Here is a 24,334-nt window from a genome sequence, read left to right as displayed (position 1 = left end):
AGGCGGTCTGCCCAGTTCCGACGGCCAGAGCGGTGCCCGTCAGGTGGAACCGGGGACCGGCCTTGCGGCCAGGTCGAGCAGGTGCAGACGGGGACATGAACTTTCGAGCCCATGGAACCGGTGCCGGACCGGCGGACGTCGGGGACAGCCCTTTCTGGCCCATGGAATCCGCTTAAGCCCTTTCGGGCTCGTCGAAGTTGTTTCGGGCTGCGGAACCCGATACGTAGATCCAAATCCGTCGCGACATGTCGAATAGACGTGGTTCCGCGGCCGCCGGTGAGGCGTTCGGTGGATGCGTCGATGATCCGGACGAGTGCCTTTTCCTGGTGACGGTAGGTGTCGGTCCGATTGCGGCGCCGCCGGGCTCGATCTACCGTTCAAATGCCCCGAGAATCCGACAAATGCCTGCCGGGCTGGGTGCTCGCCCGTGGTCTTATGCCCGTGGCCGATCACCCGTGACCTCATGTCCGAGGCCTTTTCTGTGTTGGATTTTCATCACATTCATCCCGCGGAGGATTCATGTCCGTAATGACCGGTACTCAGCCCCTGCAACAGCAGCAGTTCGGCCAGCAGATGGGTGGCCAGCAGCAGATCGCGCAGGCGGTTCAGCAGGCAGTCCAGCAGGCCTGTCAGCAGGCTGCGCAGCAGGTCGCGCAGCGAGTACAGCAGACGTTCCAGCAGATCCAGCAGATCCAGCAGCAGCTCCAGCAGCAGCCCGGCCTCGCCCAGCAGGCGCACCCCTACCTGGCGGTCGCGTTGCACCGGTCGCTGCACAGCGGCATCCGGCAGGCCGTTGAGCAGTCCGTGCAGCAGGCGCTGCCGACGGCGATCGTGTCGCTGCTCCAGCAGTCCCAGCAGGGCATCGGTCAGCAGTGGGGCGGCCAGCAGGGCATGGGCCAGCAGGGCATGGGCCAGCAGTGGGGCGGCGGGTTCGGCCAGCAGCAGCCGTACCAGCAGCAGCCGTACCAGCAGTACCAGCAGCCCGGCTTCGGCTTCGGCCAGATGACGCAGCAGCCGTTCGGCATCGGCTGACGCCTGGGCGGCAGCGTGCGGTGTGCCCGGAGACGTCCGGGCACACCGCATCACCGTGGGAGCGCGGGCCACGTGGGAGCACGCGTGCCCATCACCGCGGGAGCACGACGGGCCTCCCGCTGACGAGGCGGACCAGGAGCGCAGGGCTCGCCGAATCAGGGGCGCAGGGCTCGCCGGACCAGGAGCGCAGGGCAGCGCAGGGCTCGCCGGATCAGGAGCACAGGGAACGACAGAGGCGTGGTGAAGGTGGACGTGATGGTCAAGAACAGGCCTGAGAACGAAAGCGACAAGGAGCCCGGGGGCGCGGGGGCGGCCGGACCGGGGCGCGCCGGCAAGGAGGAGGAGCCCGGCAGGAAGGGCGCCAGGTCGCCGGTGTCGGTGCGACCGCGCCGTGAGCGGTACCTGGTGACGCCGCTGCCCCAGTACATGCTCCCGCCGGCGGTGGCCGAGCTCAGCATGGACGCGGTCTGCGACCGGCTGGAGCGGATGCCCGAGGTCAGAGTCGTGCGCAGGCTCCAGCCGTCGGCGAAACTCGAGGCGGTCGGGCTGCGCCCCAACTGCCCCGAGATCGCCGTGGTCGAGGCGGCCGAGGACCAGGTGCCGGCGATGCGGTCGGTGCACGTCCACGTCGAGCCGGACCTGCAGCTGGGCGGAACCGGCCCGGCCCCCACGGCGACCGCGGGCGTGCTGCCGCTCAGCGACCCCGGGATGGTCGTGCCGCTGGAGCACGCGGTGGAGATCTCCCTACGCGTCTGCGGACCGGACGGCGAACCGCTGGCCGGGGCCGGCGTGTTCCTGATCGGATCGTCGTGGCCCGTCCAGGGCTTCACCGGCGACGACGGAACGGCCACCATCACACTCGCGACGGAGACCCCGCAGTCCATCCAGGCCCTGTACGTCCGTCCCGCCGGCGGCTACGTGGACCGCTGGATCAACCGCCCGGACCTGTCGGTCACCGAGGAGAACCTGGTCACCCTCACACCGCTGACGAAGGTGTACCCGGGGCTCGACGAACGGCAGCAGTACGGCTGGGGCCAGCAGGCCATGCGCCTCGACCGGCTGCCGCCCACCTTCCGCGCCTTCGGCATCAAGATCGCGGTCATCGGCTCGGGCATCGCCACGGACCACATCGATCTCAAGGACCGGGTGCGCTCCGGGGCGGACGTCGTCGGCGGTACGGATCGCGGCTGGGCCCACGACACGGTCGGCACCGGCACCCATGCGGCGGGCATCATCGCGGCGGCGGACTCCGGCACAGGCGTCATCGGCATCGCCGTCGACGCCCAGATCGAGGCCTGCCGGGTGCTGCCGGGCGGCTGTTTCAGCGACCTGATCGCGGCGCTCGACCACTGCATCGAGAACGAGGTCGACATCGCCCACATCGGCGTGGCGACCCCGTACCCGTCGGCATTGGTCTCGCGGAAACTCGCCGACGCCCACGCCGCCGGCATCGCGTGCATCGCCCCCGCGGGCGACACGGCCGGCCCGGTCGCCTTCCCCGGCTCGCTGCCCACCGTCTTCACCGTCGGCGCGCTGGGCGCCTTCGGCTCCTACCCGCCCGACACCTCACAGGCCACCCACGCGGGCCCGCCCCTGACCCCCGAAGGCCTGTTCGGCGCGCGATTCAGCTGCGTAGGACCGGAGGTCGACGTGGCCGCCCCCGGTGTGGCGGTCCTGTCGTGCTCACCGCACGGCGGATACGCGGCCCTGGACGGCACCAGCACCGCCTCCGCCCACGTCGCCGGGCTCGCCGCCCTCGTACTCGCCCACCACGAGGACTTCCGCGGAGACCTGCCGCCGCGCGGACCCGTCCGGGTGCAGCACCTCTTCGACATCATCGCGTCGAGCTGCCGCCCCCTGGCCGCCCCCGGCACCCTCGAGGGCGCCCGCACCGGCCGCGGCATCCCCGACGCATTGGTCGCCCTCGGCCTGACCCCCGGAGTACAGCTCGCCCCGACCCTGTCCGCGTACACGACGTCCATGGCCGGTTACGGGCCTGCCACCATGGCGGGTTACGGGCCGGCGCCGTTCTGACGCACACTCAACTGGTTGAGGTATAAGCCCTGATACAGACCGAACAAAGACATACGAGCGGTGCCCCTCCCCGGAGAACCCTGGGAGGGGTACCGCTCGCCGTCGTGCCGTCGTGCCGCCCGCGACGCGCCTCACCCGCTGAATTCGAAACTTTCGGGGCAAGCGACCCCTTGCTGTTCAGCGCATCGGATTGTTTGGCTTTCCTGGGCCGGTGGCGGCTTGGGCGGCGGCTGCGGCTGCGGCCGGACAACGCGGCGGAATTTCTGCCCGTACGAAAGGACCGGACGTGGGGGACACGCTCCGTCTGCTGCGTGTGCTGTGGTCGGCCGGACGAGGGATCGCGGTCGTCATCGCCGCGATCCGGCTGGCGGAACGGCTGATTCCGGCGGCCACCGCCATGGTGCTGGCCCTGCTGGTGAGCCGGGTGACGGCGCTCGGCGGCACCGGCGAGATGGGTGCCGCGCTGCTACCCCTGACGGGCTTCGGCGTGGTGCTGCTCGTGGGCCACGCCGCGGAGGCTGTGACCGAGCCCCTGGCGTATCTGGTGCAGCAGCGCATCGACGGGGCGCACCGCGCGGCGGTGACCCGCCTGGCGGCGAGCAGCCCGACCATCGATCTGCTGGAGCAGCCCGAGGCACAGCGGCTGATCCGGCAGGCCAAGGCCGACCCCGACGAGTTCTCGCAGCGCACCCCGGGGCAGGCCGCCCTGGCCCAGCTCGACCAGCTGGCGGACGCCGTGGGAGTGGCCGCCGCCTGCGTGGTGATCGCTCAGTTCGCCTGGTGGCTGGTGCCGTTGCTGCTGATTCCCGCGCTCCTCAACGCCCGGCTGCGCTACCGGGGCCGGATGGAGTTCATCCGGCTCTGGCGGTCCCAACTCGATGTGATGGTACGGGTCGAGCGCTGGGAGGAGACCCTGGCCTCGCCGGGCGTGGGCAAGGACCTGCGGGTCTTCGGCCTCGCCGACTGGGCGGTGCGCAGGCTCGACGGGCAGCACGTGGCCCGCACCGCGCCCCAGTTCGCCGTGTGGAAGCGCAATCTGCGCGGCCAGTCGCGGTCCCTTCTGCTGGTCGTACCACCCCTGCTGATCGCGTTCACGGCAGTGGCGGCGCTCACCGTGCACGGGCACGGCTCGGTCGCGACGGCGACCGCGGCGCTGACGGCGGGAGCCTCGCTGTTCATGATGATCGACCTGGGTTACACCGGCCTGAGCCGGCTGGCGGGGCTGGAGTCCCTCAAGGCGTACGACGAGTTGGCCGAGCTCCTCACCAAGGACACCCGGCGTCCGCTCCCCGGGGCGGCCCTCGACCGTACCGACGCGGGCTCGTCAAGTCTGGTCCGCTTCGAGGATGTCGGCTTCACCTACCCGGGCACGACACGTGCCGTACTCGACGGACTGAACCTGGAGATCCGCCCCGGTGAACTGCTCGCGATCGTCGGGCTCAACGGCGCCGGCAAGTCCACCCTGATCAAACTGCTCGCCGGCCTCTACGAGCCGACCAGCGGGCGCATCCTCGTCCGTGGCAACCAGGAGATGGGCAACCAGGAGATGTCCGAGCTCGGGGTGCAGGCATGGCGGGAGCGGATCTCCGTCGTCTTCCAGGACTTCGTCAAGTACGAGCTCTCGGCCGCCGACAACGTCACCCTCGGCCGCCCCGGCGTCGCACCGGACAAGGCGGTGCTGGAGGCGGCGGCCCGGGACGCCGGTCTCGGGCCGGTCCTCGACCGCCTCCCCGACGGCTGGGACACGCCGCTGGCACGCTCGCGCACCGGCGGCGTGGACCTCTCCGGCGGCCAGTGGCAGCAGGTCGTACTGACCCGGGCGCTGTACGCCCTGCGCACCGGCGCGGAACTCCTCGTACTCGACGAACCCACCGCCCACCTGGACGTCCGCACCGAGTTCGAGGTGTTCCAGCGGCTCGCCGAACAGCGAGCCGAGGCAGGAGTCGTACTCATCTCGCACCGCCTGTCGACGGTGCGCCAGGCCGACCGGATCGTGCTGCTCGACGGAGGCCGCATCACCGAGTCGGGCACCCACGAGGAGCTGATCGCTCAGGGCGGCGGTTACGCGAAGCTGTTCGCGATCCAGGCGGAACGCTTCCAGCAGGGCTACCAGGACGCGATCGAGGAGGGGGAACTGCTGTGAGGCGCTACCTGGCCCTGTGGGCCGAGATGCTGAGGATCTGCTGGCGGCGCGCCCCGGGCGCCACGGCCGCGCTCTTCGGTCTCTGCGCCCTGAGCATCGCGGCCGCCGCCGGGATCGCCCTGTCGCTGCGGGCGGTGATCGACGGCAGCGTCCACGGAGCGCTGGGCACGGCCGTAGTGGGGGCCTGCGGAGTGGCTGTCTCCCACGGTGCGACCGCGGTGTTCCAGGCGACGATCGTGGACCTGTACCTGCTCCTTGCGGACGAGACCGACCTGGAGCTGCGTCCGCGGATCTACGGCTGGATCGCCGGAATCGAGGGGCTCGACCACCTGGAGCGCACCGACTTCCTGGACCGGCTGGAGGGAGCACGCAACAACACCTGGCGGCTCTGCACCAGCCTGTGGGACGTGGTCCTGGCCGTCCAGGCGGCACTGAAACTGGGCGCGACCCTCCTGGTCCTGGGCACCGTGAGCCCCTGGCTGCTGTTCCTGCTGCCGTTCGCCGCGCTCCCGCTGTGGTTCGACCACCGCGGCAAGCAGGCGGTCGTGGACACCGAGACGGCCACCGCCGAGGTGTTCCGCCTGCAGCGCCACCTCTTCCAGCTCGGCACCCGCGCCGACAGCGGCAAGGACATCCGCGTGGCGGGCGCCGGCGAGGAGATCGCCCGCAGGCAGGCCGCCGCCTGGGACGAGGCGGCGCACCTGCGCTACCGGGCGCGCGTACGCGCCGCCTGGTGGAAGTTCGGCGGCTGGGCGGTGTTCGCCTGCGGGTTCGCCGGAGGGCTCGCCCTCGTCGTGTACGGGGCAGCGCACGGCAACGCCACGGCGGGCGACGTCGTGATGGCCGTCACCGTCGCCTCCGGCCTGCGGCAGACCGTGCAGGCGGTGGTCGGATCCACAGCCAACACGCTCGGTACGCGGACGGCCATCGAGTCGTACTTCTGGCTACGCGACTACGCCGCCGCCGAGACGGCCCGCACGACGGGCGCCGCCCTCGCCCCCGCCCGGCTGGACAAGGGCATCGCCTTCGACCACGTCTCCTACCGCTACCCCGGCACAGACCGCCTCGCCCTCGACGACGTGAGCATCCACATCCCGGCGGGAACAGTGGTGGCCGTCGTCGGCGAGTACGGATCGGGAAAGACCACCCTGGTGAAGCTGCTCGCCAAGTTCTACCGACCGGACACGGGCCGCATCACCCTCGACGGCGTGGACCTCGCCGACCTGGACACCGCGCACTGGCGCTCCCGCATCAGCGCCGCGTTCCAGGACTTCGGACGCCTGGAGACCACCTTCGCCGAGGGCGTCGGCCTCGGCGACCTGCCGCACCTGACGGACCGCGAACGCATCACGCGCGCGATACGGGACGCCGACGCCTCGACTCTCGTGGAACGGCTGCCCCAGGGCCTCGACACCCAACTCGGCCGCGAACTCGGCGGCGTCGACCTCTCCGAGGGCCAGTGGCAGCGCGTCGCCCTCGCCCGTTCGGTGATGCGCGACGACCCGCTGCTCTTCGTACTCGACGAGCCCACCGCATCCCTCGACGCCCCCAGCGAACACGCCATCTTCGAGCGCCAGATGTCCCGCGCACGCCGCCTCGCCGACCACACGGGAGCCATCACCGTGATCGTCTCCCACCGCTTCTCCACGGTGACGGGCGCAGACCTGATCCTGGTCCTCGACGGGGGCCGGCTTGTCGAGTCCGGCACCCACGCCGAGCTGAGCGCGGTCGACGGGGGCCGGTACGCGGACCTGTACGGGATCCAGGAGGCGGCGTACAACGACTGACTGCAGGGGGTCAGCCCTCGGCCTTCGCTACACCGACCGGGCAGAAGACGCCTGTCCCGGCAAGCCTGGGCTACAGCGCGTCGAACGGCGGCACGATACGGACAATGATGATCAGCGGATCACGCGGTGCCACCAGGAAGTAGAACCAGCCGCCGGCGGCGTCCATGCGGCGCAGACCGCCCGGTCGGGGGCCGTTGCCGAGGTCGCTGACGTCGATGCCCGTACTGGCAAGGTCGACGAGCTGGCCGGCCAGACGTTCCACTTCCGCCACCACGTGAGCGGGTATGCCGCCCGCCACGTGGTCGTGGTCGGGGTCGTACTCCCAGTGCCAGTCCGTGCTCACCGGGCCGGGAGGCCAATGGCCGCGTGGGCTTCGTCCAGGATCCGTCCGATCTCAGAGGCGGCCTGTCGTGCCCGGGTGGCGTCGCCCGATTCGGCGGTGTCTTCCCAGCGGCGGAGGTCTGCTGCCAGGTCGGGCTGCCGCTGGATGTGGACGTAGACGGCCCACTGGGCGATGAACCGCTGGAGCGGTGCCAGATCGGAGCCCTGCCGGGACTGGTCGGCCGCCTGGTCCAGCTCCCGGGTGAAGGCCGGCAGCGCGGCAGGCGCGATCTGGCTGATGGCCTGCCGCAGTGCGGCAACCGTGGCGGGGGGCTGGGGGATGAGCGGTTGCCCAGAGGCGGAGGTGGTCATGGCTGCTCCCATGGGCGCGATTCTGATCCCACGCGTCAGCGTATCGGGCACGGGTGCCCTCCCACCGCCCGAACGAGTGAGGGAGAAGCGATACAGCTACCCGCCTGGACCAGCCTGAGGACGAGCCTCGGCAGCCGGCTCTGCGGGCGAGCGGCAACCGCTCGCAAACGCACTCTGCGCGCGTCTGCTCCGAAGCCACCCGGTGACGTCAGCCTTCGGCCTTCGCCACGCCGATGGGGCAGGACACACCCGTCCCACCGATCCCGCAGTACCCCGCCGGGTTCTTGTCGAGGTACTGCTGGTGCGTCCCCTCTCTTGCTCATCGTTCAATGAAGCGGGGGTCTGGCCAGGCGGTGATCGGCTCGTCGGAGACTGAGTAGATCTCCAGAAGCGAGAGGTAGCCGTCCTCGGTGCAGATCATGACGCCGGCCGAGTGTGGGGCGTCGTACCAGGCGTCCACGGTCGGATTGTCATGCTGTGGCGCAGGATCTGCTGCCGTACGGTCCACTTCCAGATCCACCGTCACGCAGCCGCAGCCACACCTGCCCACCACCCGCGTGTGTGGAATCTGGGCCAGCAGGGCGCTGCTCACCGGATCCGAGCCAGCCAGCAGCGCCCGCAGTGTCGCCGTGGCTTCCAACGACAGTGGTTCAGCCATCTGCCTTGGCCACGCCGATCGGGCAAGAGACACCGGTCCCGCCCAGCCCGCAGTACCCGTTCGGGTTTTTGGTGTCCGAGAGGTACTGCTGGTGGTAAGCCTCTGCCGCGTAGAACGGACGGCCCTCCGACGGCAGGAGCTCCGTGGTGATCGTGCCGTGGCCTGAGGCCGTCAGGACCTTCTGGTACGCGTCGCGGGAGGCTTCCGCGGCCGCGGCCTGGGCCGGGGTGTGGGTGTAGATCGCGGAGCGGTACTGGGTGCCGACGTCGTTGCCCTGGCGGAAGCCCTGTGTGGGGTTGTGGGACTCCCAGAAGACCTTGAGCAGCTGCTCGTACGAGACCTTCTCGGGGTCGAAGACGACGCGGACCGCCTCCGTGTGGCCCGTCAGGCCCGAGCAGACCTCCTCGTACGTGGGGTTCTCGGTGTAGCCGCCCTGGTAGCCGACCAGGGTCGTCCAGACGCCGTCGGTCTGCCAGAACTTGCGCTCGGCTCCCCAGAAGCAGCCCAGGCCGAAGTCGGCGACCGCCAGGCCCTCGGGGTACGGGCCGAGCAGCGGGTTGCCGAGGACCGTGTGGCGCTCGGGAACCGTGAACGCCGGCTCCGGGCGGCCGCGCAGCGCCTGCTCTGGGGTGGGGAGTACGGGCGTACGGCCGAAAAGCATGGCTTCCTCCTGGCAGGCGGGGGCGGGGGTACCGCCCCACGACGTGCGGCGGTACCCCCTTCAACGTGCGGACCGGGTGTCAGATTCCGCCGCGCGCCTTCAGCACCTGCACCGCGCTGTAGTCGCGGGCCCGGACGTAGGACTCGATCATGTCGTCCCGGTCGCCCGCGTACGACCAGGGCTCCGTGTCGATGTAGCCGTCCACCAGGCGGAACTGCTCGACCGCCGCCTCGTAGCGGTCCTGCCAGAACAGCAGACTGGCCAGGATGTGGCGGACCCCGGGGATCCGCCAGTCGTCGGGATTCGCGGCGGCCGCCGCAGCGACGTCGACCAGGGCGGCGTCGACCGCCGCGACGATCTCCGGGCGCTTGTAGTACTCGTCCTCGTCGAGGTCGTCGTGGGCGATTTCGTACTCGAAGTACGCGTACAGCGGGAGCACGCTCAGCAACTGGCCGGGGGTGCCCTTCGCGGCCGCGGTGCGGGCGAAGGACTCTGCCAGCTCGTGCGATCCGCGCCATTTGGCGCACCAGTACTGGAGCGCGGCGGTGTGCGCGGCCAGGTGGTACGGGTCGCGCTTGACGATCTCGTTCCAGATCTCCTCGAACGCGGCGCGCGGATAGCCGAGGCCCATGGCCAGTGGCAGCTCCACGATGAACGGGCAGGGGTCGTCGCCCGCCATCGCCTGGGCCTGCGCACAGGCCTCGCGCGCCTGGTCCAGGACTCGGTGGAAGCCCGCGAACTGCTCCTGGGTCGTGTGCTTGGCCTGCGCGCTGCCGCGGATCTCCCAGGCGAGGTCGATGAGGGACTCGGCGTGGACGAGGGCCGCGCCGGGATCCTGCGGGTACGCCGTGCGCCAGGCCAGCAGCCAGGAGTCGTCCTTGACGGCCTCCTGCGCCAGCAGACTGGAGCGGCGGTCGCGCTCCTGCCAGTCGCGTCCGGCCTCGGCCAGGTACTGGGCGCCCACCTGCCAGTTCCCGGCCCGTACGGCGTCGAGGACGGCCGTGGTGTGCGGCTCGGGGGCGCGGTAACGCTCCGTGTCGAGCTGTTCGGCGGGCAGGAAGCCCAGTTGGGCGGCGGCCTTCGCAAGGTCTCCGTTGCGGACACGTCCGCCGCCGGAGGCCTTCCGTCTGCGGTACCAGAAGTAGACGCCGACGAGGATCCCGATGACAGGGAGGATGCGGTCCATGGGGGACTTCCTTGAGCAGTGAGTGCCAGTGGGTGTGAGCGAGTGCCGGTGACTGCGGTCCTACCGGTGAGGCCGGGTGCGCGTACGTCAGCCCGCGGGCGTCAGCAGCCGGCGCAGTTCCCGCGTGTCCGGTACGTCTGCCACTGCGGCGTCCAGCGCGGACTTCAGCCACTCTTCGTAGCCGTCCGGCAGGCGCAGCTTCGCCGAGTCGGTCCAGGACAGCTCCCAGTGGGCCCAGCCGAGCCGGACCAGTTCCACGGCGACCAGGCGGGAGAGACGGGCGCGCAGCTGGGGGCGTACGAACTCGCGGGCGGCGCGGCCCGTGGCGGCCCCCGCCTCCTCCGACTTGGGAAGCCGGTCTGCCACCTGCCACAGCCGGCCGGCCTCGACGGCGGCGAGGAAGGACGCCAGTGAGCCGTCGCCGCCGTGCACGTCGGCGATCGCCCGGCGCAGCGGTTCGGCGTCCTGGTCGGCGTGCCAGAGCATCGACTCGTGGACGAGCCACGGCCAGTCGGCCGCGCGGCGCAGTTGCCGGGCCTCGGGGGTGAGGGTGGCGTGCTCCAGCTCGACGAAGGCGCGGGCGGGGTCGCTGAGCAGGGCGAGGGCGGGACGGGCGCCGGCCAGGGTGCGTCCGTCGTGGGGGAGTTGCTCGATGCGGGCGACCCGCTCGGCGATGGGCGGGTGGGAGTCGTACGGGGACAGTTCCTCGTCCGGTGTGGAGCGGCGCATCTCGTCGAGCTCGGCGGCTCGTCCGGCGAGGAGGTGGCGCAGGCCGCCGAAGACCTCGCCGGGCGGCGGCAGCAGTCCGGCACCGGTGCCGAGGGTCGCGTACGACCGCATGTAGAAGTCGTGGGCGGCGTCGAGGACGGGGATCTCGCGGAGCGCCGACGCGGTGGCGTTGCGTCCCACGATGCGCGCGGCGGCCAGGTCGGCAGCGAGTTCCTGCTGCCGGCCCACGCCCTGGGAGGCGCGCAGATAGAAGATGCCGTACCAGAGGAAGGGCTTGGCTGCGAGGCGGTAACTCAGGCCCGCCACCCCGGTGCCGACCTCGGCCGCCTCCTTGCCGCGCGCGACGCGCTTGGCGTTCTTCTTCTCCTGCCTGGCCTGTTCCTTGGCGATCTTCTTGCGGGATCGCTCGTGCAGGGCGGCGACCGTGCGCATCACCTGGTGGCGGCCGCGCAGGGTGATCGCCGAGAGCCGGGTGTCGTGGTGTGTGTAGTGCCCGAACTCATGGGCCAGGACAGCCTGCAGCTGCGGTTCGCTCAGTCCCGTCATCAGGGGGAGGCCGATGTACATGCGGCGTCGGCCCGCCTTCAGGCCGAGGAACGTCGCGTCCTCGGACACGGCCGCGTTCACATCACCGGTGAGGAGAATCTCGTCGGGCGCGCGGGTGCCCGTCTGCTCGGCCAGGGCGCGTACGGCGGCCCAGAGCGCGGGCTCCTGCTGCTCGGTGACGGGCAGGCCGGCCAGTGGTTCGGCCTTCGGCGTGCGGAGGGCGAACATTCCCTGCACGATGGGGATCGCCAGGAGCGCGCTGAGGATCCAGATCTTCACGTAGGCGCTGCCGACGCTGGTCTGCGCGGCGGCCCAGTCGGCGGCGACGAGGGCGCCGAGCATGACGAAGCCGAGCAGATAGAAGCCGGCGAGCAGGACGAGGGCGCGCACTGCGCGCAGGGTTGCGCCCATCGGGCAGTTCTCCCCACGGAATGGGACATGGCAAATTGACGTGGGGGGAACCGGAGTATGCCCTACCGCCGGGCGGTGCCGCAAAGGTGTTCGGGTCCTACGTGCATCCAACGAGCCCGTCGCCGGCTCAGCGCAGCAGCGTCGCCGGGCTCCCCCCGTTCGCCTCGTACCCCGCCACCGCCAGCGCGCGGTACACCGCGTAGTCCGCGGCCGGGTCGGCGGAGAGCGTCCAGGGCAGGGCGCCCACGTGGCCGTCGATGTGCACCAGCTGGTTCATGGCCTCCCCCCAGCGCTCCGAGCGGACAAGGAAGAAGACCAGCAGATGGCGGACGTGGGACAGCATCGGGTCGTCCGGGCGCGCCGCCTGCACCGCGAAGAGCGCGCCGTGGACGGCCTTGGTCACGACCTCGCTCTGGTAGAAGCCGCGGACGAGCTCCACCTCGGGCAGGTGCTCGAACACCGCGAAGAGCGGCAGGGCCGCGAGCAGCGAGCCGCTCGGGGCGCGGGACGCCGCGGCCTCCGCGAAGGAGTGCGCCAGGTCGCGCGAGCCGTGCCACTTCTCGCACCAGTAGTGGAGCGCCGCGAGATGCGCCCCCATGTGGGACGGCGCGCGGTCCAGGATCTTCAGCCAGAGCTGCTCGAACTCCTGCTGCGGATAGGCCAGTCCGCGGGCGATGGAGAGCTCGATGATGTACGGGATCGGGTCGCCGGGGGCGAGCAGGGCCGCCTCCGCGCACGCCTTCCGCGCCTCCTCGAGGATGATCCGGAACTCGTCCGTACCGGAGGCGGCCGTGCGCCACGCCTGCTGCACCAGGAACTCGGCGTGCACCGCGGCGCCGCCCGCGTCCTTCGGCGCCTCGGCTCGCCATACCCGCAGCCACTGCCCGCCGGGCTGTTCGGAGACGCCGCCGGGCCGCTGCTGCAGCTCCAGCGAGGCCGCTCCCGCGAACGCCTGGACCCGCTGCCAGCGCACCTCGCCGTCCGCCTCCGTGCCCGCGAGCAGCTGCGACGCGGCCCGCCAGTCCTGCGTGCGCTGCACCAGGTCCAGTACGTCCAGGAGGTCCTGGTCGGGCCCCGGCATCCGGATGTCCAGCAGCTCCTGCCGTACGAAGCCGTAGTCCGCCGGGTCGGCGGCGTCCGGCGAGCCGGGGGCGACCTGGCGGATCACGCCGCGCCTGCGGTACATGACCGGCCCGACGATGAACCCGATCATGAGCAGCGCGAAGAGGGCCCAGAGAATCTCCATGCCTCCAAGCGAACCAGACGGGTACGACAATTGGCCAACGGGTCGGCGACCACCCGTGCGGGAACCTTCCGGCAGGTCCGCCACCCACCCCGGCCGGGACCGGCCAACACGTCGGAAACCCCCGTCCCGCACTACCCTCGGTGCCCATGAGCGACAGGCACAGCAGGCACAGTTTCGAGACCGTGGCGATCCACGCGGGCAACACCGCGGATCCCCTCACCGGCGCGGTCGTCCCGCCGATCTACCAGGTGTCCACCTACAAGCAGGACGGTGTCGGCGGGCTGCGCGGCGGCTACGAGTACAGCCGCAGCGCGAACCCCACCAGGACCGCCCTCGAGGAGAACCTCGCCGCCGTGGAGGGCGGCAGCCGCGGGCTCGCGTTCGCGTCCGGGCTGGCCGCCGAGGACTGCCTGCTGCGCACGCTGCTGACGCCCGGCGACCACGTGGTCATCCCCAACGACGCGTACGGCGGCACGTTCCGCCTCTTCGCCAAGGTCGTCTCGCGGTGGGGCGTCGAGTGGTCGGTGGCGGACACCTCCGACCCGGCCCAGGTGCGGGCCGCGATCACGCCGCGTACGAAGGCGATCTGGGTCGAGACGCCCTCCAACCCGCTGCTGGGCATCACCGACATCGCCGCGGTCGCGGACGTCGCGCGGTCCGCCGGCGCGCGGCTGATCGTCGACAACACCTTCGCGACGCCCTATCTGCAGCAGCCGCTCGCGCTGGGCGCGGACGTCGTCGTGCACTCGCTCACCAAGTACATGGGCGGCCACTCGGACGTGGTCGGCGGCGCCCTCGTCGTCAGCGACGCGGCCCTGGGCGACGAGCTGGCGTACCACCAGAACGCGATGGGCGCGGTCGCCGGGCCCTTCGACTCGTGGCTGGTGCTGCGCGGCATCAAGACGCTCGGCGTACGCATGGACCGGCACAGCGAGAACGCCGGGCGGATCGCGGAGATGCTGACGCGGCACGCGCGCGTGACGCGCGTTCTGTACCCGGGCCTTCCCGAGCACCCCGGTCACGAGGTCGCCGCCAAGCAGATGCGGGCCTTCGGTGGCATGGTGTCGTTCCAGGTCGAGGGCGGCGAGGAGGCGGCCGTCGAGGTGTGCAACCGCGCGAAGCTGTTCACGCTCGGTGAGTCCCTTGGCGGTGTCGAGTCGCTGATCGAGCACCCTGGGCGTATGACGCACGCGTCGGCCGCCGGCTCGGCCCTCGAGGTGCCGGCCGATCTCGTACGGCTGTCGGTGGGCATCGAGGCCGTGGACGATCTGCTGGCGGATCTGCAGCAGGCCCTGGGGTAAGCCCTGCGGTAAGCGGACGCGGCGACCCCTCCGGGGTCACCAGCCCGTGAGCGGTGGGGTCGTCTCCGACGGCGGCTCCACCCAGGGCCGGGCTGTCGAGGCCCACACCACGAACGCGACGGCCGCCGCCAGCAGTAACAGCCACATGACGCGGCGCAGCGCCGCCCTGCGGCGCAGCAGCCGGCCGCCGCGGCGCACCGCTTCCGCGTACAGCTCCTGCGGCACCGGTGGCGGTGACGCCTCCTCCAGGAGCCGCCGTACCGTCGCCTCTTTGCGGCGGGACTGGTTCATGAGGGTGCCGCCTCTGTGCGGGTGGACCCGCCGTTCATGGCGGCGCCCGCGTCTGCGCCCGCTTCAGGGCCGGTGCGTGGTTGGGCGGCTGGGCCTCGTTGGGCGGCTGGGTCCGGTCCGGTCGCCTTAGGTGCCGGTCCGCGCGGAGGGTGCAGCAGCAGCGATATCGCCCGTGCGCAGATCGCCCGTACGCGCTCCACGGGCAGCCCGAGCAGCGCCGCCGTCTGCTCCTCGGCCACGCCCTCGTACATCCGCAGCACGAGGATCAGCCGTTCCTGGGGTGCGAGCCGCTCCAGCAGCCCGCTGTGGCCGCGGTACCGGTGCCAGGCGCCGCGCGCGTAGCGGATGGCGAGCTGCTGGCGGGCGCGGTCGTACGGGTCCTCGCCGCGCAGCCGGTCCCAGGTGGCGTAGGTGTGCGCGAGGGATGCGGTCAACAGGGCCCGCGCGCGTGGGTTGTCGTCGCGCGCCTCCGCGGTGAGCAGTGTGGCGGCATGCAGCAGCCGCCCTGCCGCGCCCGCGACGAAAGTCTCGAACTCACGGGCCCGGCGGGCGTCCTGGGACGCCTGTCGTCGTCGCAAGCGCGCCTCCCGCCTCGGGGTCCCGCACGGACGGAACCCCGATCTCATATGAGGCCAGACGGCCACCGCCGGTCAAGGGCACGGCGCCTGCGGGTCTGCGCCGGTGCGCCTTCTGCCGGTGGGTGGCGGGGGCTGCCATGCGTCTGCGGGTCCGTGCCGGTGCGCCTACCGCCGGTGGTTGGGTCGGGGCCGCGCCGGGATGTACGTCCTCGGTCTGGCGCCGAGCCGTACGTCGTTGAAGGGAGCCCTACGGTTGCGCCAGCCGCTGCGGGCGCACATCCCGCCACGTCCCCTTCGGCACGCGGGCGGCACCGGCCGTGGCCGGTGACTGCTGTGGGCGGCCGCGCCGCTCCCGTCCCGTTGTGGGCAATCGTTCCGCAAGGCGGAACGGGTGGGCACAACCCACGACGGCGGGTGCCTCGCGTACGGCGTCAGCGCAGCTTCCGGGGGCGCAGCCCACGACGTACGGCGCGCCGTATACGCACGTATACATACGTATACGTAGGGGGCCGCCCGAAAAGGGCGGCCCCGATGGTGGCCGGTTCAGGAGGCCGCCGGGGCCTCCCCGGCAACGGCCGGCTGGCCCGCCATGCGGGCCGACAACGCCGTATTGAAGCGAGTGAGCAGCGCACAGAACGTCTCCCGCTCCTCCGGCGCCCAGTCCTGCGTCAGCTGCGCCATGAGCTCGCGCCGCGACGACCGCACCTCGTCGAGCCTGGCGTGCCCGCGCGGCGACAGCTGGAGCACGACCGCACGCCCGTCCTCGGGATGCGACGTGCGCTTCACCAGCCCGGTGTCGACGAGCGGAGCCACCTGCCGGGTGACCGTCGAGGAGTCGATGCCCATGCTGGCGGCGAGCGCCTTGACGCCCATCGGGCCTTCTTTGTCGAGGCGGTTGAGCAGCAGATACGCGGCGCGGTCCATGGAGTTGCGTACCTGCCCGACCCCGCCGAGCCGGGTCTGTTCGGCGCGGCGTGCGAACACGGCGACCTCGTGCTGCAGTGTGTCGAGGAGACCGGCGTCTCCGGCGGTCGTCATGTCCATCGACAAGTCCTGTGTTGTGGGCATGGCCGGGGCTCAATTCGTGCGTGGGTGGTGGGTTGGGGGACAGAGTACGCGGCTAGGGCACGGACCGTACCGGCGCTGGCCAAACCCGTCCATGCTGGGAGGCCCCCGGCGTGAGCTGCGAGACTGACCGACATGAGCTACAGCACGGCTGACTCCTTTCCGACGGTCACCCTCGACGACGTCCGCGGAGCCCAGAAGATGCTCGCGGGCGTGGCCCGGGTAACCCCGATGGAGGGCAGTAGACATCTGTCCGGTCTGGTCGGCGCGCCGGTCCACCTCAAATGCGAGAACCTGCAGCGCACGGGCTCGTTCAAGCTGCGCGGCGCGTACGTGCGGATAGCAGGGCTGCTCCCGGAGGAGCGCGCGGCCGGGGTCGTCGCGGCGAGCGCCGGCAACCACGCGCAGGGCGTCGCGCTCGCGTCGTCCCTGCTGGGCGTGCACTCGACCGTCTTCATGCCGGTCGGCGCCCCGCTGCCGAAGGTGGCGGCGACCCGGGACTACGGCGCCGAGGTGCGGCTGCACGGGCAGGTCGTGGACGACTCGCTGGCCGCCGCGAAGGAGTACGCGGCCGAGACGGGCGCCGTGTTCATCCACCCCTTCGACCACCCGGACATCATCGCGGGGCAGGGCACCGTCGGCCTGGAGATCCTGGAGCAGTGCCCCGAGGTGCGGACGATCGTCGTCGGCATCGGCGGCGGCGGTCTCGCGGCGGGCATCGCCGTCGCCGTGAAGACGCTGCGCCCCGAGGTGAAGGTGGTCGGCGTCCAGGCGGCGGGCGCGGCCGCCTATCCGCTCTCGCTCGCGGCCGGGCGCCCGGTGACGGTGGAGAACCCGGCGACGATGGCCGACGGCATCAAGGTGGGGCGGCCGGGCGACGTGCCGTTCCGGATCATCGAGCAGTACGTGGACGAGGTGCGGACCGTTTCGGAGGACGAGCTGTCCAGCGCGCTGCTGCTCTGCCTGGAGAGGGCCAAGATGGTCGTCGAGCCGGCCGGCGCGAGTCCGGTCGCGGCCCTGCTGAGCCGTCCGGAGACCTTCGAGGGGCCGGTGGTGGCGCTGCTGTCCGGCGGCAACGTCGATCCGCTGCTGATGCAGCGGATCCTGCGGCACGGCATGGCTGCCGCGGGCCGGTATCTCGCGGTACGGCTCCGGCTCACGGACCGTCCCGGTGCCCTGGCCACGCTCCTCGGGGTGTTGTCAGTGGTCGACGCTAACGTCCTCGATGTGAGTCACGTACGGACCGATCCCCGGCTCGGGCTCACGGAGGCGGAGGTCGAGCTGCATCTGGAGACGAAGGGACCGGAGCACTGCGCCGAGGTGGGCGCGGCACTGCGGCAGGCGGGATACCAGGTCATCGGCTGACCGGCGGGACAGAGGAAAGCCGGAAAATCCGTTGACGGCGGCGGCCCTGTTCTCCGAGGGTTGCCGGGTTTGGAAAAGCGGTTGAGCAGACGCGATGTATCGCGATAGTGTGTGCCCTCGTCGCACAGCTGGGCGAGGTGTCGCGCCTACCGGTCGATTCGGCTCACCCGTGCAGTGACTCACGGACCCATTCGCCCAGCACCAACGGGCACACCCAAGCTTTCCGTAAAAATCACCCACACCCCTGGGGGAACCCATATGCCAGGCGCCATCTACGCCGAAGGCCTGGTGAAGACCTTCGGCGACGTAAGGGCTCTGGACGGCGTCGACCTCGATGTCCCGGAGGGAACCGTGCTGGGCCTGCTCGGGCCGAACGGCGCGGGCAAGACCACCGCGGTGCGCTGTCTGACGACGCTGCTGCAACCCGACAGCGGCCGGGCGGTCGTCGCGGGCATCGACGTCCTCAAGCACCCCAACGAGGTGCGGCGCTCCATCGGCCTGTCCGGCCAGTTCGCCGCCGTCGACGAGTATCTGACGGGCCGTGAGAACCTCCAGATGGTCGGCCAGCTCTACCAGATGAGGGCCAAGGCCGCCAAAGCGCGCGCCGCGGAGCTCCTGGAGCGGTTCAACCTGACGGACGCGGCCGACCGCCCCGCCAAGACGTACTCCGGAGGCATGCGCCGCCGCCTCGACCTCGCCGCCGCACTGGTCGTCTCGCCGCCCGTGATGTTCATGGACGAGCCGACGACCGGCCTCGACCCGCGCAACCGCCAGGCGCTGTGGGAGGTCATCGAGGAACTCGTCTCGGGCGGTACGACGCTGCTGCTCACCACGCAGTACCTCGAAGAGGCCGACCGTCTGGCGCACGACATCTGCGTCGTCGACCACGGCCGCGTCATCGCCCGCGGCACCGCCGACCAGCTCAAGGCGCAGACCGGCGGCGAGCGCGTCGAGGTCGTCGTGCACGAGCCGGAGGAGATCACGCCCGCCTCGGAGGTGCTGCGCGGATTCGGCAAGGGCGAGGTGGCGGCCGAGAGCCACACGCGCAAGCTGACTGTCCCGGTCACCGGCGGCGCCAAACTGCTCGCCGAGATCATCCGTGAGCTCGACACCCGCGGCATCGCCATCGACGACATCGGGCTGCGCCGCCCCACCCTCGACGACGTCTTCATCTCCCTGACGGGCCACGCCGCGGAGGACGCCGTGGGGGACAACGGCGAAGAGGGCGAGGGCACCACCACCCCGGGCAGGGCCCAGAAGGCCCAGAACGCTCAGAACGCCGAGAAGGAGGCCGCGAAGTGACCGCCGTGACCGATGCCGCACCGATCAGCGCGCCCAAGGGGGTCGGCGGTGTCGGGCAGTCCGTCCGGGACTCCCTGGTCATCGCCCGCCGGAATTTGATTCGTATGGGCCGGATTCCCGAGATGCTCATTTTTGGGCTGATCCAGCCCGTCATGTTCGTGGTGCTGTTCACCTACGTGTTCGGCGGCTCGATCCAGGTCGGCTCGTCCAGCTCCACCCAGGCCTACCGCGAATTCCTGATGGCCGGCATCTTCGCCCAGACCGTCACGTTCGCCACGGCGGGCGCGGGGGCGGGCATCGCCGACGACATGCACAAGGGCCTCATCGACCGCTTCCGCTCCCTGCCCATGGCGCGCGGTGCGGTCCTGACGGGGCGCACCCTCGCCGACCTGGTACAGACGGCGCTGACCCTGCTCGTCCTCGCGGTCGTCGCCGTGCTGGTCGGCTGGCGCACGCACGAGAACTTCGGCAAGGTGCTCGCCGGATTCGGCCTGCTCCTGCTGTTCGGGTATGCGTTCTCGTGGATCGGCGCGCTCATCGGCCTGTCCGTGCGCACTCCTGAAGCGGCGACCTCGGGCGGTCTGATCTGGCTGTTTCCGCTGACGTTCATCTCGAATGCGTTCGTGGACGCGAACCAGATGCCGTCCTTCCTGCGGCACATCGCGGAGTGGAACCCGTTCAGCGCCACCGTGCAGGCGTGCCGCGAGCTGTTCGGCAACCTTCCCCCGGGCTTCCAGACGCCCGACGCCTGGCCCATGCAGCACCCAGTTTGGGCCTCGCTGATCTGGTCGGTCGTGATCATCCTGTTCTTCCGTACGCTCGCGGTCCGCAAGTACCGCCGGGCGGCCGGTTGATGGCTCCGCCGGATCCTGTTCGCCAAAGTCGGCTAGGTTGCGGCTGGCCGGCACGCCGCACCGAGCACGCAGAGAACGGCCTCTGACGAAGCCCCCCTCCCCACGGAGGGGGGCTCCTCTTGTGCGGGCGCTGTGGCTTGGGGTGGCACTGGCGCGCCTGCCACATCGGTGTCGCGAAGTTCCCCGAGGAGTGAGCAGATCTCGGAGGTTGCGGCGCGGCGGCAGCAAGGGCTCGATCAGCGCCCACAGGTCATCGTCCACGATCCACGGCCGGATAGTCGCACCATCCCGAACGGCCGAATCGTCATACCAGTCGCGGCAGACCAGTGCCGCTCAATGAGATTGAATGACGAGCTCTTACTGGCGGGAGGGGGTTATTCCAACCGTGCACTATTCCCCTCCGACCGGTAGTTCTTTCGTCGGAACCCGGCAGCTTGTCAGGAGACCGTCGCCGGGGTGTCCCGCAGGGTGACGTTGGCGTGGCTCTCTTGGAAGCTCTGCTCTGAAACGAGGGTCAGCCGGGCCGTGGCCTGGAACTCCGGCAGGGTTTTGGAGCCGCAGGAGACCATTGTGGTCTTGAGCTTGGCGATGGTCAGGGCGAGCCCTTCGTTGAGGTCGCCGGCGTAGGGGACGTAGCCGTCCACGCCTTCTTCGAAGACCAGCTCCTGGCCTCCCTGGCCGTAGCGCTGCCAGTTGCGGGCCCGGTTCGAGCCCTCACCCCAGTACTCCTTCACGAAGCCGTCACGGGTGGGCAGCTTCGCGCCGGCCGCCTGGTCGAAGCGTGCGAAGTAGCGCCCCATCATGACGAAGTCGGCTCCCATCGCCAGCGCCAGGGCCACGTGGTAGTCGTGCACCAGCCCGCCATCGGAGCAGATCGGCACGTACTCGCCGGTGCGCTCGCGGAAGGCGTCCCGGGCCGCCGCGACGTCCAGCACAGCGCTGGCCTGGCCGCGCCCGATGCCCTTCTGGTCCCGAGTGATGCAGATGGAGCCGCCGCCCACCCCGACCTTGACGAAGTCCGCCCCCGCCTCGGCGAGAAAGGTGAACGCCTCGCCGTCGACTACGTTGCCGCCACCGACCGGGATCTCCGGATAGTGCTTCTTCACCCAGGTCAGAGCCTGCGCCTGCCAGTCGCTGTAGCCGTCGGACGAGTCGAAGCACAGCGCGTCCGCGCCCGCCTCCAGCAGGGCCGGGACGCGCTCCTGATAGTCGTGGGTGTTGATACCCGCGCCCACGCGCAGACGCTTGGCAGCGTCAACGAGCTGGTTCGGGAAGCGCTTGTTGTCCGTGTAGTCGGAACGGAACACCAGATGCTGGAGGTGACCCTCGGTATCCAGCACCGGGAGGCAGTCCAGCCGTTCGTCCCACAGCCGCGCGTTGGCCTCGGAAAGTGTGATGTCGGACCCGGCATGGGCCAGGTCGGCGATAGCGGTCATCCGGCCGCTGACCGGTCCGTCCAGGTCATGGCGCTGGGGGTGGAAGTCCCGGGAGGTCACCAGGCCGAGCAGGCGGCCGGTGGCAGTCCCGTCGTGGGTGACTGCGGCGGTGCTGTGACCGGTGCGGCGCATCACGTCGACCAGGAGGCTCAGGCTGTCGTCGGGGCGGACGTTGGTGTCGCTGGTGACGAATCCGGCCTTGAAGTTCTTCACCTGGCGGACCGCTGCAGCCTGGCCCTGGATCGGCTGGTTGTGGTGCAGGAAGCTGAGACCACCGTTGCGCGCGAGCGCGATCGCGAGATCGGGCGTGCTGACGGCCTGCATGATCGCAGACGTGAACGGGGACTGCAACTCGATCGCCGACGCCTCGCCCGCGATGTGCCGCACCAGGGGCGTGCGCAGGTCAACCGTCGCAGCCGAGCAGTCGGTCCGAGTCCGGTTCGGCAAGAGCAGAAACTCGTTGAACGTACGTGAGACCTCGGCGATGATCTGCGCCACTCGTTCCTCCTGACCCGTCGGCCGGGGCCCGACTGCCCCGCCGTGAGGATCGCCCCCGTATCCCAGGCCCGGGCAGGCAGAGATCAGCACGGCAGCCGTGGAGGTGCCACCAACTGCGGCAGAGCCCTGACCGGCCCGTGGATCGAACGGGTGCGGTCGTGACCTGGCACCCTAGCGACTAACTGAGCCGCTGCACGAATCGTGATCCTCACCGGCCGCCGCCACCCCCGGGTGGCACGGGCACTATCACAGAAGCCACCTGGCGCTATGTCGGCTTCGACTACACACCTGGTGCTGCCCAATTCGCTGCCAGAATCGCGGAATCGCGGAAGACCTCGCCCAAAGCCGTGAGTTCGCCCCGCGAAGCAATGGACGAACGGGGATGGGGCAAATGAACTGCCCGAAGAAGAGGACGAAGCCGCAACCCGGCGAAGTCATTTCTCGCTAGCCCACTGTTGAGTGGGGCGAACACGAAGAGCAGCGAATTGCTGACCTTTTGTTCGATCTCCTGCTCAACAGGCGTGAGCAGGACGAAAGTTAACTGAGACCGCCTGTCGAGTAACAACGTAGGGCAGCTATTCTGATGAAGCATCACATGGAGACCCCAGGGGGCGGCCACCCCCTGGGGCCAGGCCGGTCGTGGACCAGCCTGCCAGTCACGGAGGGACTGACATGGGGAAGGGTACCGTCATGCGCGGGCGCCGGACCGCTCGGGGCGTGATTCGGGTAGCCATCTACCTTCGCGTATCGACCGCGAAGCAGGTCGAGGGATACGGCCTTGGCGCTCAGGAAAAGCAGTGCAAGGCATGGCTGAACTACAAGCTCGGCCCTGGCAAGTACAAGATTCACAAGATCTACGTTGACAGTGGAGAGTCCGGAAAGAAGGACTCGCGACCTGACCTCGACGAGATGACCGAAGCAATTGAGAAGGGTCTGATTGACCTCGTCGTCTTCGGCAAGTTGGACCGCATCGGGCGGACCATGGAGGACATCCACCTCTGGGTGTTCAACGCCACCAAGCACCACAAGATCAGGGTTGCTACGGCGGATGGTCGTCTGGACAGTGACGACGAACTGTTCGGCATCATGCTCAGCCTGCTGTCGTACATGGCGGAGCTGGAACACACCCTGATCCTTGAGCGAACCACGGGCGGTCGGGACCAGAAGTTGGCTGCTGGCGGCTGGCCCCTGGGGCAACCTCCGTACGGCGTGACCCTCAGCGGTACGGGCAGCAAGGCAATTCCGGTCCTCTGTGAGGACGAGGTGCACGTGATCAATCTCGCCGCGAACCTGATCGTGGACCTTGGTTACTCGCGGGACGAGGCTGCCGAGCATCTGAACAGCCTCGGCATCCGTACTCGTAAGGGCCTGCCGTGGACCGGTACGAACCTGGCCAAGCGGCTCAACTCCACAGCCCTTGACGGATACGTGGAGTTTCGCATTGAACGCACCACGGAGGATGACGAAGAGGAGGCCTTTGAGGTCTTCCGGATCGAGGTTCCCCGGCCCATCAGTGATCCGAAGCGTGTGGAATCCCTTCGCAAGGCTCTCAACCGGCGGTCGTTCAAGAAGAAGAGCCTCAATCACTACCTGTTCACGGGGCGACTGCACGCGCTGTGTGGCGGCTACTACACGGGAGGAAAGTCGGCAGAATCTCCCATCGGCTACTACCGGTGCATGGGCAAGCGGCTGGGGCTGAAGTGCGAGTGCGCAGAGCTTCCCGCACCCGACGTTGAAAAGGCCATCTGGGCTGAGGTTGAGGCCCTGCTCTCGGACGTGGACAAGTTCAGGGCGCTCACTGCCAAGTGGTTGGGAGTGATCCCGGAACGCGCCGAGACGTATCGGGCGCGTCTCACTGAGCTGGAGGCGCAGATCGAGAAGAAGAAGGCCAGCCGCAAGGGTCAGCTCCTCCAAAAGCTCACCCAGCTCTTTGAGGACGAGTTGGGTGAGGGCGCCGGAGACGAGATCGACGAGGAGACGATCCGGGAGGTGAAACAAGCCCTCCAAGCGAAGGAAAACGAACTGACCGCCGAGCATGACCGTGTGGCTCGCTGGCTCCGAGAAGCCGAAGATCAGCAGCAGCGGGCGGACGAGATCATTGCCCTCGTGGAAGAGCAGGCGACCGAGATGGACTCCTTCACTCCCGCGCAGCGTCGGGACCTGCTTGAGCTGCTGGAAATCCGCGTACAGGTGGTCGGCAAGGGGCAGCCGCGCCGGAAGGGGATCGCCGACCCCCTCACGGAGTGGCACAGGGAGACGGACGCGCTGGTGCCCTTCAAGATCAGCGATGAGGAGTGGGGGAGGGTTGATGCCCTACTTCCCGACTCTCGCCAGAACTGGACACCGAAGCGCGAGATGTTCGACGCGATCACGTGGAAGCTCCGCACTGCTGCCCGGTGGAGTGACGTGAAGGTCTCCGGGAACTCCTGGAGCGCTGTGAGGCGGCGTGTGGAAGCCTGGCGCACCTCGGGCGCCTGGCAGGCTGCCATGGAGGCTCTGAAGGGCTCTGGCGGGGTCC

20 protein-coding genes and 2 pseudogenes are annotated in these 24,334 nt (G+C 70.0%); 9 read left to right on the top strand and 13 right to left on the bottom strand.

From position 1 onward, the window contains the following. Nucleotides 1–501: 501 nt before the first annotated feature. The gene (locus STSP_RS39155; protein WP_157902833.1) at nucleotides 502–762 is read right to left on the bottom strand and encodes a hypothetical protein; all 261 of its coding nucleotides are present in this window, start codon (nucleotides 760–762) and stop codon (nucleotides 502–504) included. On the opposite strand from STSP_RS39155, the gene STSP_RS39150 reads away from it, so the two are divergent. The 4 genes from STSP_RS39150 to STSP_RS13950 all read left to right on the top strand — a co-directional run bounded on the left by STSP_RS39150 (nucleotide 757) and on the right by STSP_RS13950 (nucleotide 6,996). Beyond that, the gene (locus STSP_RS39150) at nucleotides 757–1,032 is read left to right on the top strand and encodes a hypothetical protein (protein ID WP_157902832.1); all 276 of its coding nucleotides are present in this window, start codon (nucleotides 757–759) and stop codon (nucleotides 1,030–1,032) included. The genes STSP_RS39155 and STSP_RS39150 overlap by 6 nt on opposite strands. 237 nt (nucleotides 1,033–1,269) lie before the next feature. After that, nucleotides 1,270–3,066 (top strand): S8 family serine peptidase, encoded by a 1,797-nt coding sequence (locus tag STSP_RS13960; protein WP_067276847.1) that lies wholly within the window; start codon nucleotides 1,270–1,272, stop codon nucleotides 3,064–3,066. A gap of 286 nt (nucleotides 3,067–3,352) precedes the next feature. Beyond that, nucleotides 3,353–5,209: an ABC transporter ATP-binding protein gene (locus STSP_RS13955; RefSeq protein WP_067276844.1), complete on the top strand. Its 1,857-nt coding sequence runs from the start codon at nucleotides 3,353–3,355 to the stop codon at nucleotides 5,207–5,209. After that, nucleotides 5,206–6,996 (top strand): ABC transporter ATP-binding protein, encoded by a 1,791-nt coding sequence (locus STSP_RS13950; protein ID WP_067276838.1) that lies wholly within the window; start codon nucleotides 5,206–5,208, stop codon nucleotides 6,994–6,996. Before STSP_RS13955 ends, STSP_RS13950 begins: the two co-directional genes overlap by 4 nt. A gap of 70 nt (nucleotides 6,997–7,066) precedes the next feature. Here STSP_RS13950 and STSP_RS13945 read toward each other — a convergent pair whose 3' ends face one another. The 8 genes and pseudogenes from STSP_RS13945 to STSP_RS13920 all read right to left on the bottom strand — a co-directional run bounded on the left by STSP_RS13945 (nucleotide 7,067) and on the right by STSP_RS13920 (nucleotide 13,126). Next, nucleotides 7,067–7,339 carry a hypothetical protein gene (locus STSP_RS13945; RefSeq protein ID WP_067276837.1) on the bottom strand — a complete coding sequence of 91 codons (273 nt, stop codon included), beginning with the start codon at nucleotides 7,337–7,339 and terminating at the stop codon, nucleotides 7,067–7,069. Then, nucleotides 7,336–7,689, bottom strand: coding sequence for a DUF6247 family protein (locus tag STSP_RS13940; RefSeq protein ID WP_067276836.1), 354 nt, complete (start codon nucleotides 7,687–7,689; stop codon nucleotides 7,336–7,338). Before STSP_RS13940 ends, STSP_RS13945 begins: the two co-directional genes overlap by 4 nt. Nucleotides 7,690–7,897: 208 nt before the next feature. After that, nucleotides 7,898–8,002: pseudogene (locus STSP_RS40165) on the bottom strand (peptide-methionine (S)-S-oxide reductase MsrA); the annotation flags it as partial. Nucleotides 8,003–8,008: 6 nt separating this feature from the next. Then, the gene (locus tag STSP_RS37035; RefSeq protein WP_157902831.1) at nucleotides 8,009–8,347 is read right to left on the bottom strand and encodes a hypothetical protein; all 339 of its coding nucleotides are present in this window, start codon (nucleotides 8,345–8,347) and stop codon (nucleotides 8,009–8,011) included. After that, nucleotides 8,340–9,008: a peptide-methionine (S)-S-oxide reductase MsrA gene (gene msrA, locus STSP_RS13935; protein WP_067276833.1), complete on the bottom strand. Its 669-nt coding sequence runs from the start codon at nucleotides 9,006–9,008 to the stop codon at nucleotides 8,340–8,342. Before msrA ends, STSP_RS37035 begins: the two co-directional genes overlap by 8 nt. A 79-nt stretch (nucleotides 9,009–9,087) precedes the next feature. Next, nucleotides 9,088–10,194, bottom strand: coding sequence for a DUF4034 domain-containing protein (locus STSP_RS13930; RefSeq protein ID WP_067276830.1), 1,107 nt, complete (start codon nucleotides 10,192–10,194; stop codon nucleotides 9,088–9,090). Nucleotides 10,195–10,281: 87 nt separating this feature from the next. Further along, nucleotides 10,282–11,880: a M48 family metalloprotease gene (locus STSP_RS13925; protein WP_067276828.1), complete on the bottom strand. Its 1,599-nt coding sequence runs from the start codon at nucleotides 11,878–11,880 to the stop codon at nucleotides 10,282–10,284. A gap of 127 nt (nucleotides 11,881–12,007) precedes the next feature. Next, nucleotides 12,008–13,126, bottom strand: coding sequence for a hypothetical protein (locus STSP_RS13920; RefSeq protein ID WP_067276826.1), 1,119 nt, complete (start codon nucleotides 13,124–13,126; stop codon nucleotides 12,008–12,010). A gap of 146 nt (nucleotides 13,127–13,272) precedes the next feature. Here STSP_RS13920 and STSP_RS13915 point away from each other — a divergent pair, with 146 nt between their 5' ends. Then, complete coding sequence (locus tag STSP_RS13915) at nucleotides 13,273–14,427, top strand: cystathionine gamma-synthase (RefSeq protein WP_067276824.1); 1,155 nt, start codon at nucleotides 13,273–13,275, stop codon at nucleotides 14,425–14,427. 36 nt (nucleotides 14,428–14,463) lie between these two features. On the opposite strand, the gene STSP_RS13910 is transcribed toward STSP_RS13915, so the two are convergent. The 3 genes from STSP_RS13910 to STSP_RS13900 all read right to left on the bottom strand — a co-directional run bounded on the left by STSP_RS13910 (nucleotide 14,464) and on the right by STSP_RS13900 (nucleotide 16,340). After that, entirely contained in the window at nucleotides 14,464–14,718 is a 255-nt protein-coding gene (locus STSP_RS13910) for a hypothetical protein (RefSeq protein WP_067276821.1), read from the bottom strand. Further along, entirely contained in the window at nucleotides 14,715–15,296 is a 582-nt protein-coding gene (locus STSP_RS13905; protein ID WP_078067156.1) for a sigma factor-like helix-turn-helix DNA-binding protein, read from the bottom strand. The genes STSP_RS13910 and STSP_RS13905 overlap by 4 nt, the downstream gene beginning before the upstream one ends. A 543-nt stretch (nucleotides 15,297–15,839) precedes the next feature. Further along, the gene (locus STSP_RS13900) at nucleotides 15,840–16,340 is read right to left on the bottom strand and encodes a MarR family winged helix-turn-helix transcriptional regulator (protein WP_067276819.1); all 501 of its coding nucleotides are present in this window, start codon (nucleotides 16,338–16,340) and stop codon (nucleotides 15,840–15,842) included. A gap of 156 nt (nucleotides 16,341–16,496) precedes the next feature. Here STSP_RS13900 and ilvA point away from each other — a divergent pair, with 156 nt between their 5' ends. From ilvA to STSP_RS13885, 3 genes are all read left to right on the top strand, one after another. Continuing rightward, nucleotides 16,497–17,726: a threonine ammonia-lyase gene (gene ilvA / locus STSP_RS13895; RefSeq protein ID WP_067276817.1), complete on the top strand. Its 1,230-nt coding sequence runs from the start codon at nucleotides 16,497–16,499 to the stop codon at nucleotides 17,724–17,726. A gap of 258 nt (nucleotides 17,727–17,984) precedes the next feature. After that, a complete protein-coding gene (locus STSP_RS13890; RefSeq protein ID WP_067276814.1) occupies nucleotides 17,985–19,028 on the top strand; it encodes an ATP-binding cassette domain-containing protein in 1,044 nt (347 codons plus the stop codon). Further along, complete coding sequence (locus STSP_RS13885) at nucleotides 19,025–19,882, top strand: ABC transporter permease (protein ID WP_067276813.1); 858 nt, start codon at nucleotides 19,025–19,027, stop codon at nucleotides 19,880–19,882. Before STSP_RS13890 ends, STSP_RS13885 begins: the two co-directional genes overlap by 4 nt. A gap of 437 nt (nucleotides 19,883–20,319) precedes the next feature. Here STSP_RS13885 and STSP_RS13880 read toward each other — a convergent pair whose 3' ends face one another. Beyond that, nucleotides 20,320–21,816, bottom strand: coding sequence for an IMP dehydrogenase (locus STSP_RS13880; RefSeq protein ID WP_067276810.1), 1,497 nt, complete (start codon nucleotides 21,814–21,816; stop codon nucleotides 20,320–20,322). A gap of 672 nt (nucleotides 21,817–22,488) precedes the next feature. Here STSP_RS13880 and STSP_RS13875 point away from each other — a divergent pair. Further along, nucleotides 22,489–24,288, top strand: a pseudogene (locus STSP_RS13875) (recombinase family protein); the annotation flags it as partial. Nucleotides 24,289–24,334: the final 46 nt, after the last annotated feature.

The sequence above is a fragment of the Streptomyces jeddahensis genome (genome assembly GCF_001642995.1).
GTDB classification, from domain to species: domain Bacteria; phylum Actinomycetota; class Actinomycetes; order Streptomycetales; family Streptomycetaceae; genus Streptomyces; species Streptomyces jeddahensis.
Note: the sequence above shows the minus strand (reverse complement) of the source record. Positions and strands in the feature narration are given on the sequence as shown.

What these genes read in the sequence shown, in the direction of transcription:
- STSP_RS13940 (WP_067276836.1), bottom strand. Translation starts at nt 7,689, where the DNA reads ATGACCACCTCCGCCTCTGGGCAACCGCTCATCCCCCAGCCCCCCGCC.
- STSP_RS37035 (WP_157902831.1), bottom strand. Translation starts at nt 8,347, where the DNA reads ATGGCTGAACCACTGTCGTTGGAAGCCACGGCGACACTGCGGGCGCTG.
- msrA (WP_067276833.1), bottom strand. Translation starts at nt 9,008, where the DNA reads ATGCTTTTCGGCCGTACGCCCGTACTCCCCACCCCAGAGCAGGCGCTG.
- STSP_RS13930 (WP_067276830.1), bottom strand. Translation starts at nt 10,194, where the DNA reads ATGGACCGCATCCTCCCTGTCATCGGGATCCTCGTCGGCGTCTACTTC.
- STSP_RS13925 (WP_067276828.1), bottom strand. Translation starts at nt 11,880, where the DNA reads ATGGGCGCAACCCTGCGCGCAGTGCGCGCCCTCGTCCTGCTCGCCGGC.
- STSP_RS13920 (WP_067276826.1), bottom strand. Translation starts at nt 13,126, where the DNA reads ATGGAGATTCTCTGGGCCCTCTTCGCGCTGCTCATGATCGGGTTCATC.
- STSP_RS13915 (WP_067276824.1), top strand. Translation starts at nt 13,273, where the DNA reads ATGAGCGACAGGCACAGCAGGCACAGTTTCGAGACCGTGGCGATCCAC.
- STSP_RS13910 (WP_067276821.1), bottom strand. Translation starts at nt 14,718, where the DNA reads ATGAACCAGTCCCGCCGCAAAGAGGCGACGGTACGGCGGCTCCTGGAG.
- STSP_RS13900 (WP_067276819.1), bottom strand. Translation starts at nt 16,340, where the DNA reads ATGGACATGACGACCGCCGGAGACGCCGGTCTCCTCGACACACTGCAG.
- ilvA (WP_067276817.1), top strand. Translation starts at nt 16,497, where the DNA reads ATGAGCTACAGCACGGCTGACTCCTTTCCGACGGTCACCCTCGACGAC.
- STSP_RS13890 (WP_067276814.1), top strand. Translation starts at nt 17,985, where the DNA reads ATGCCAGGCGCCATCTACGCCGAAGGCCTGGTGAAGACCTTCGGCGAC.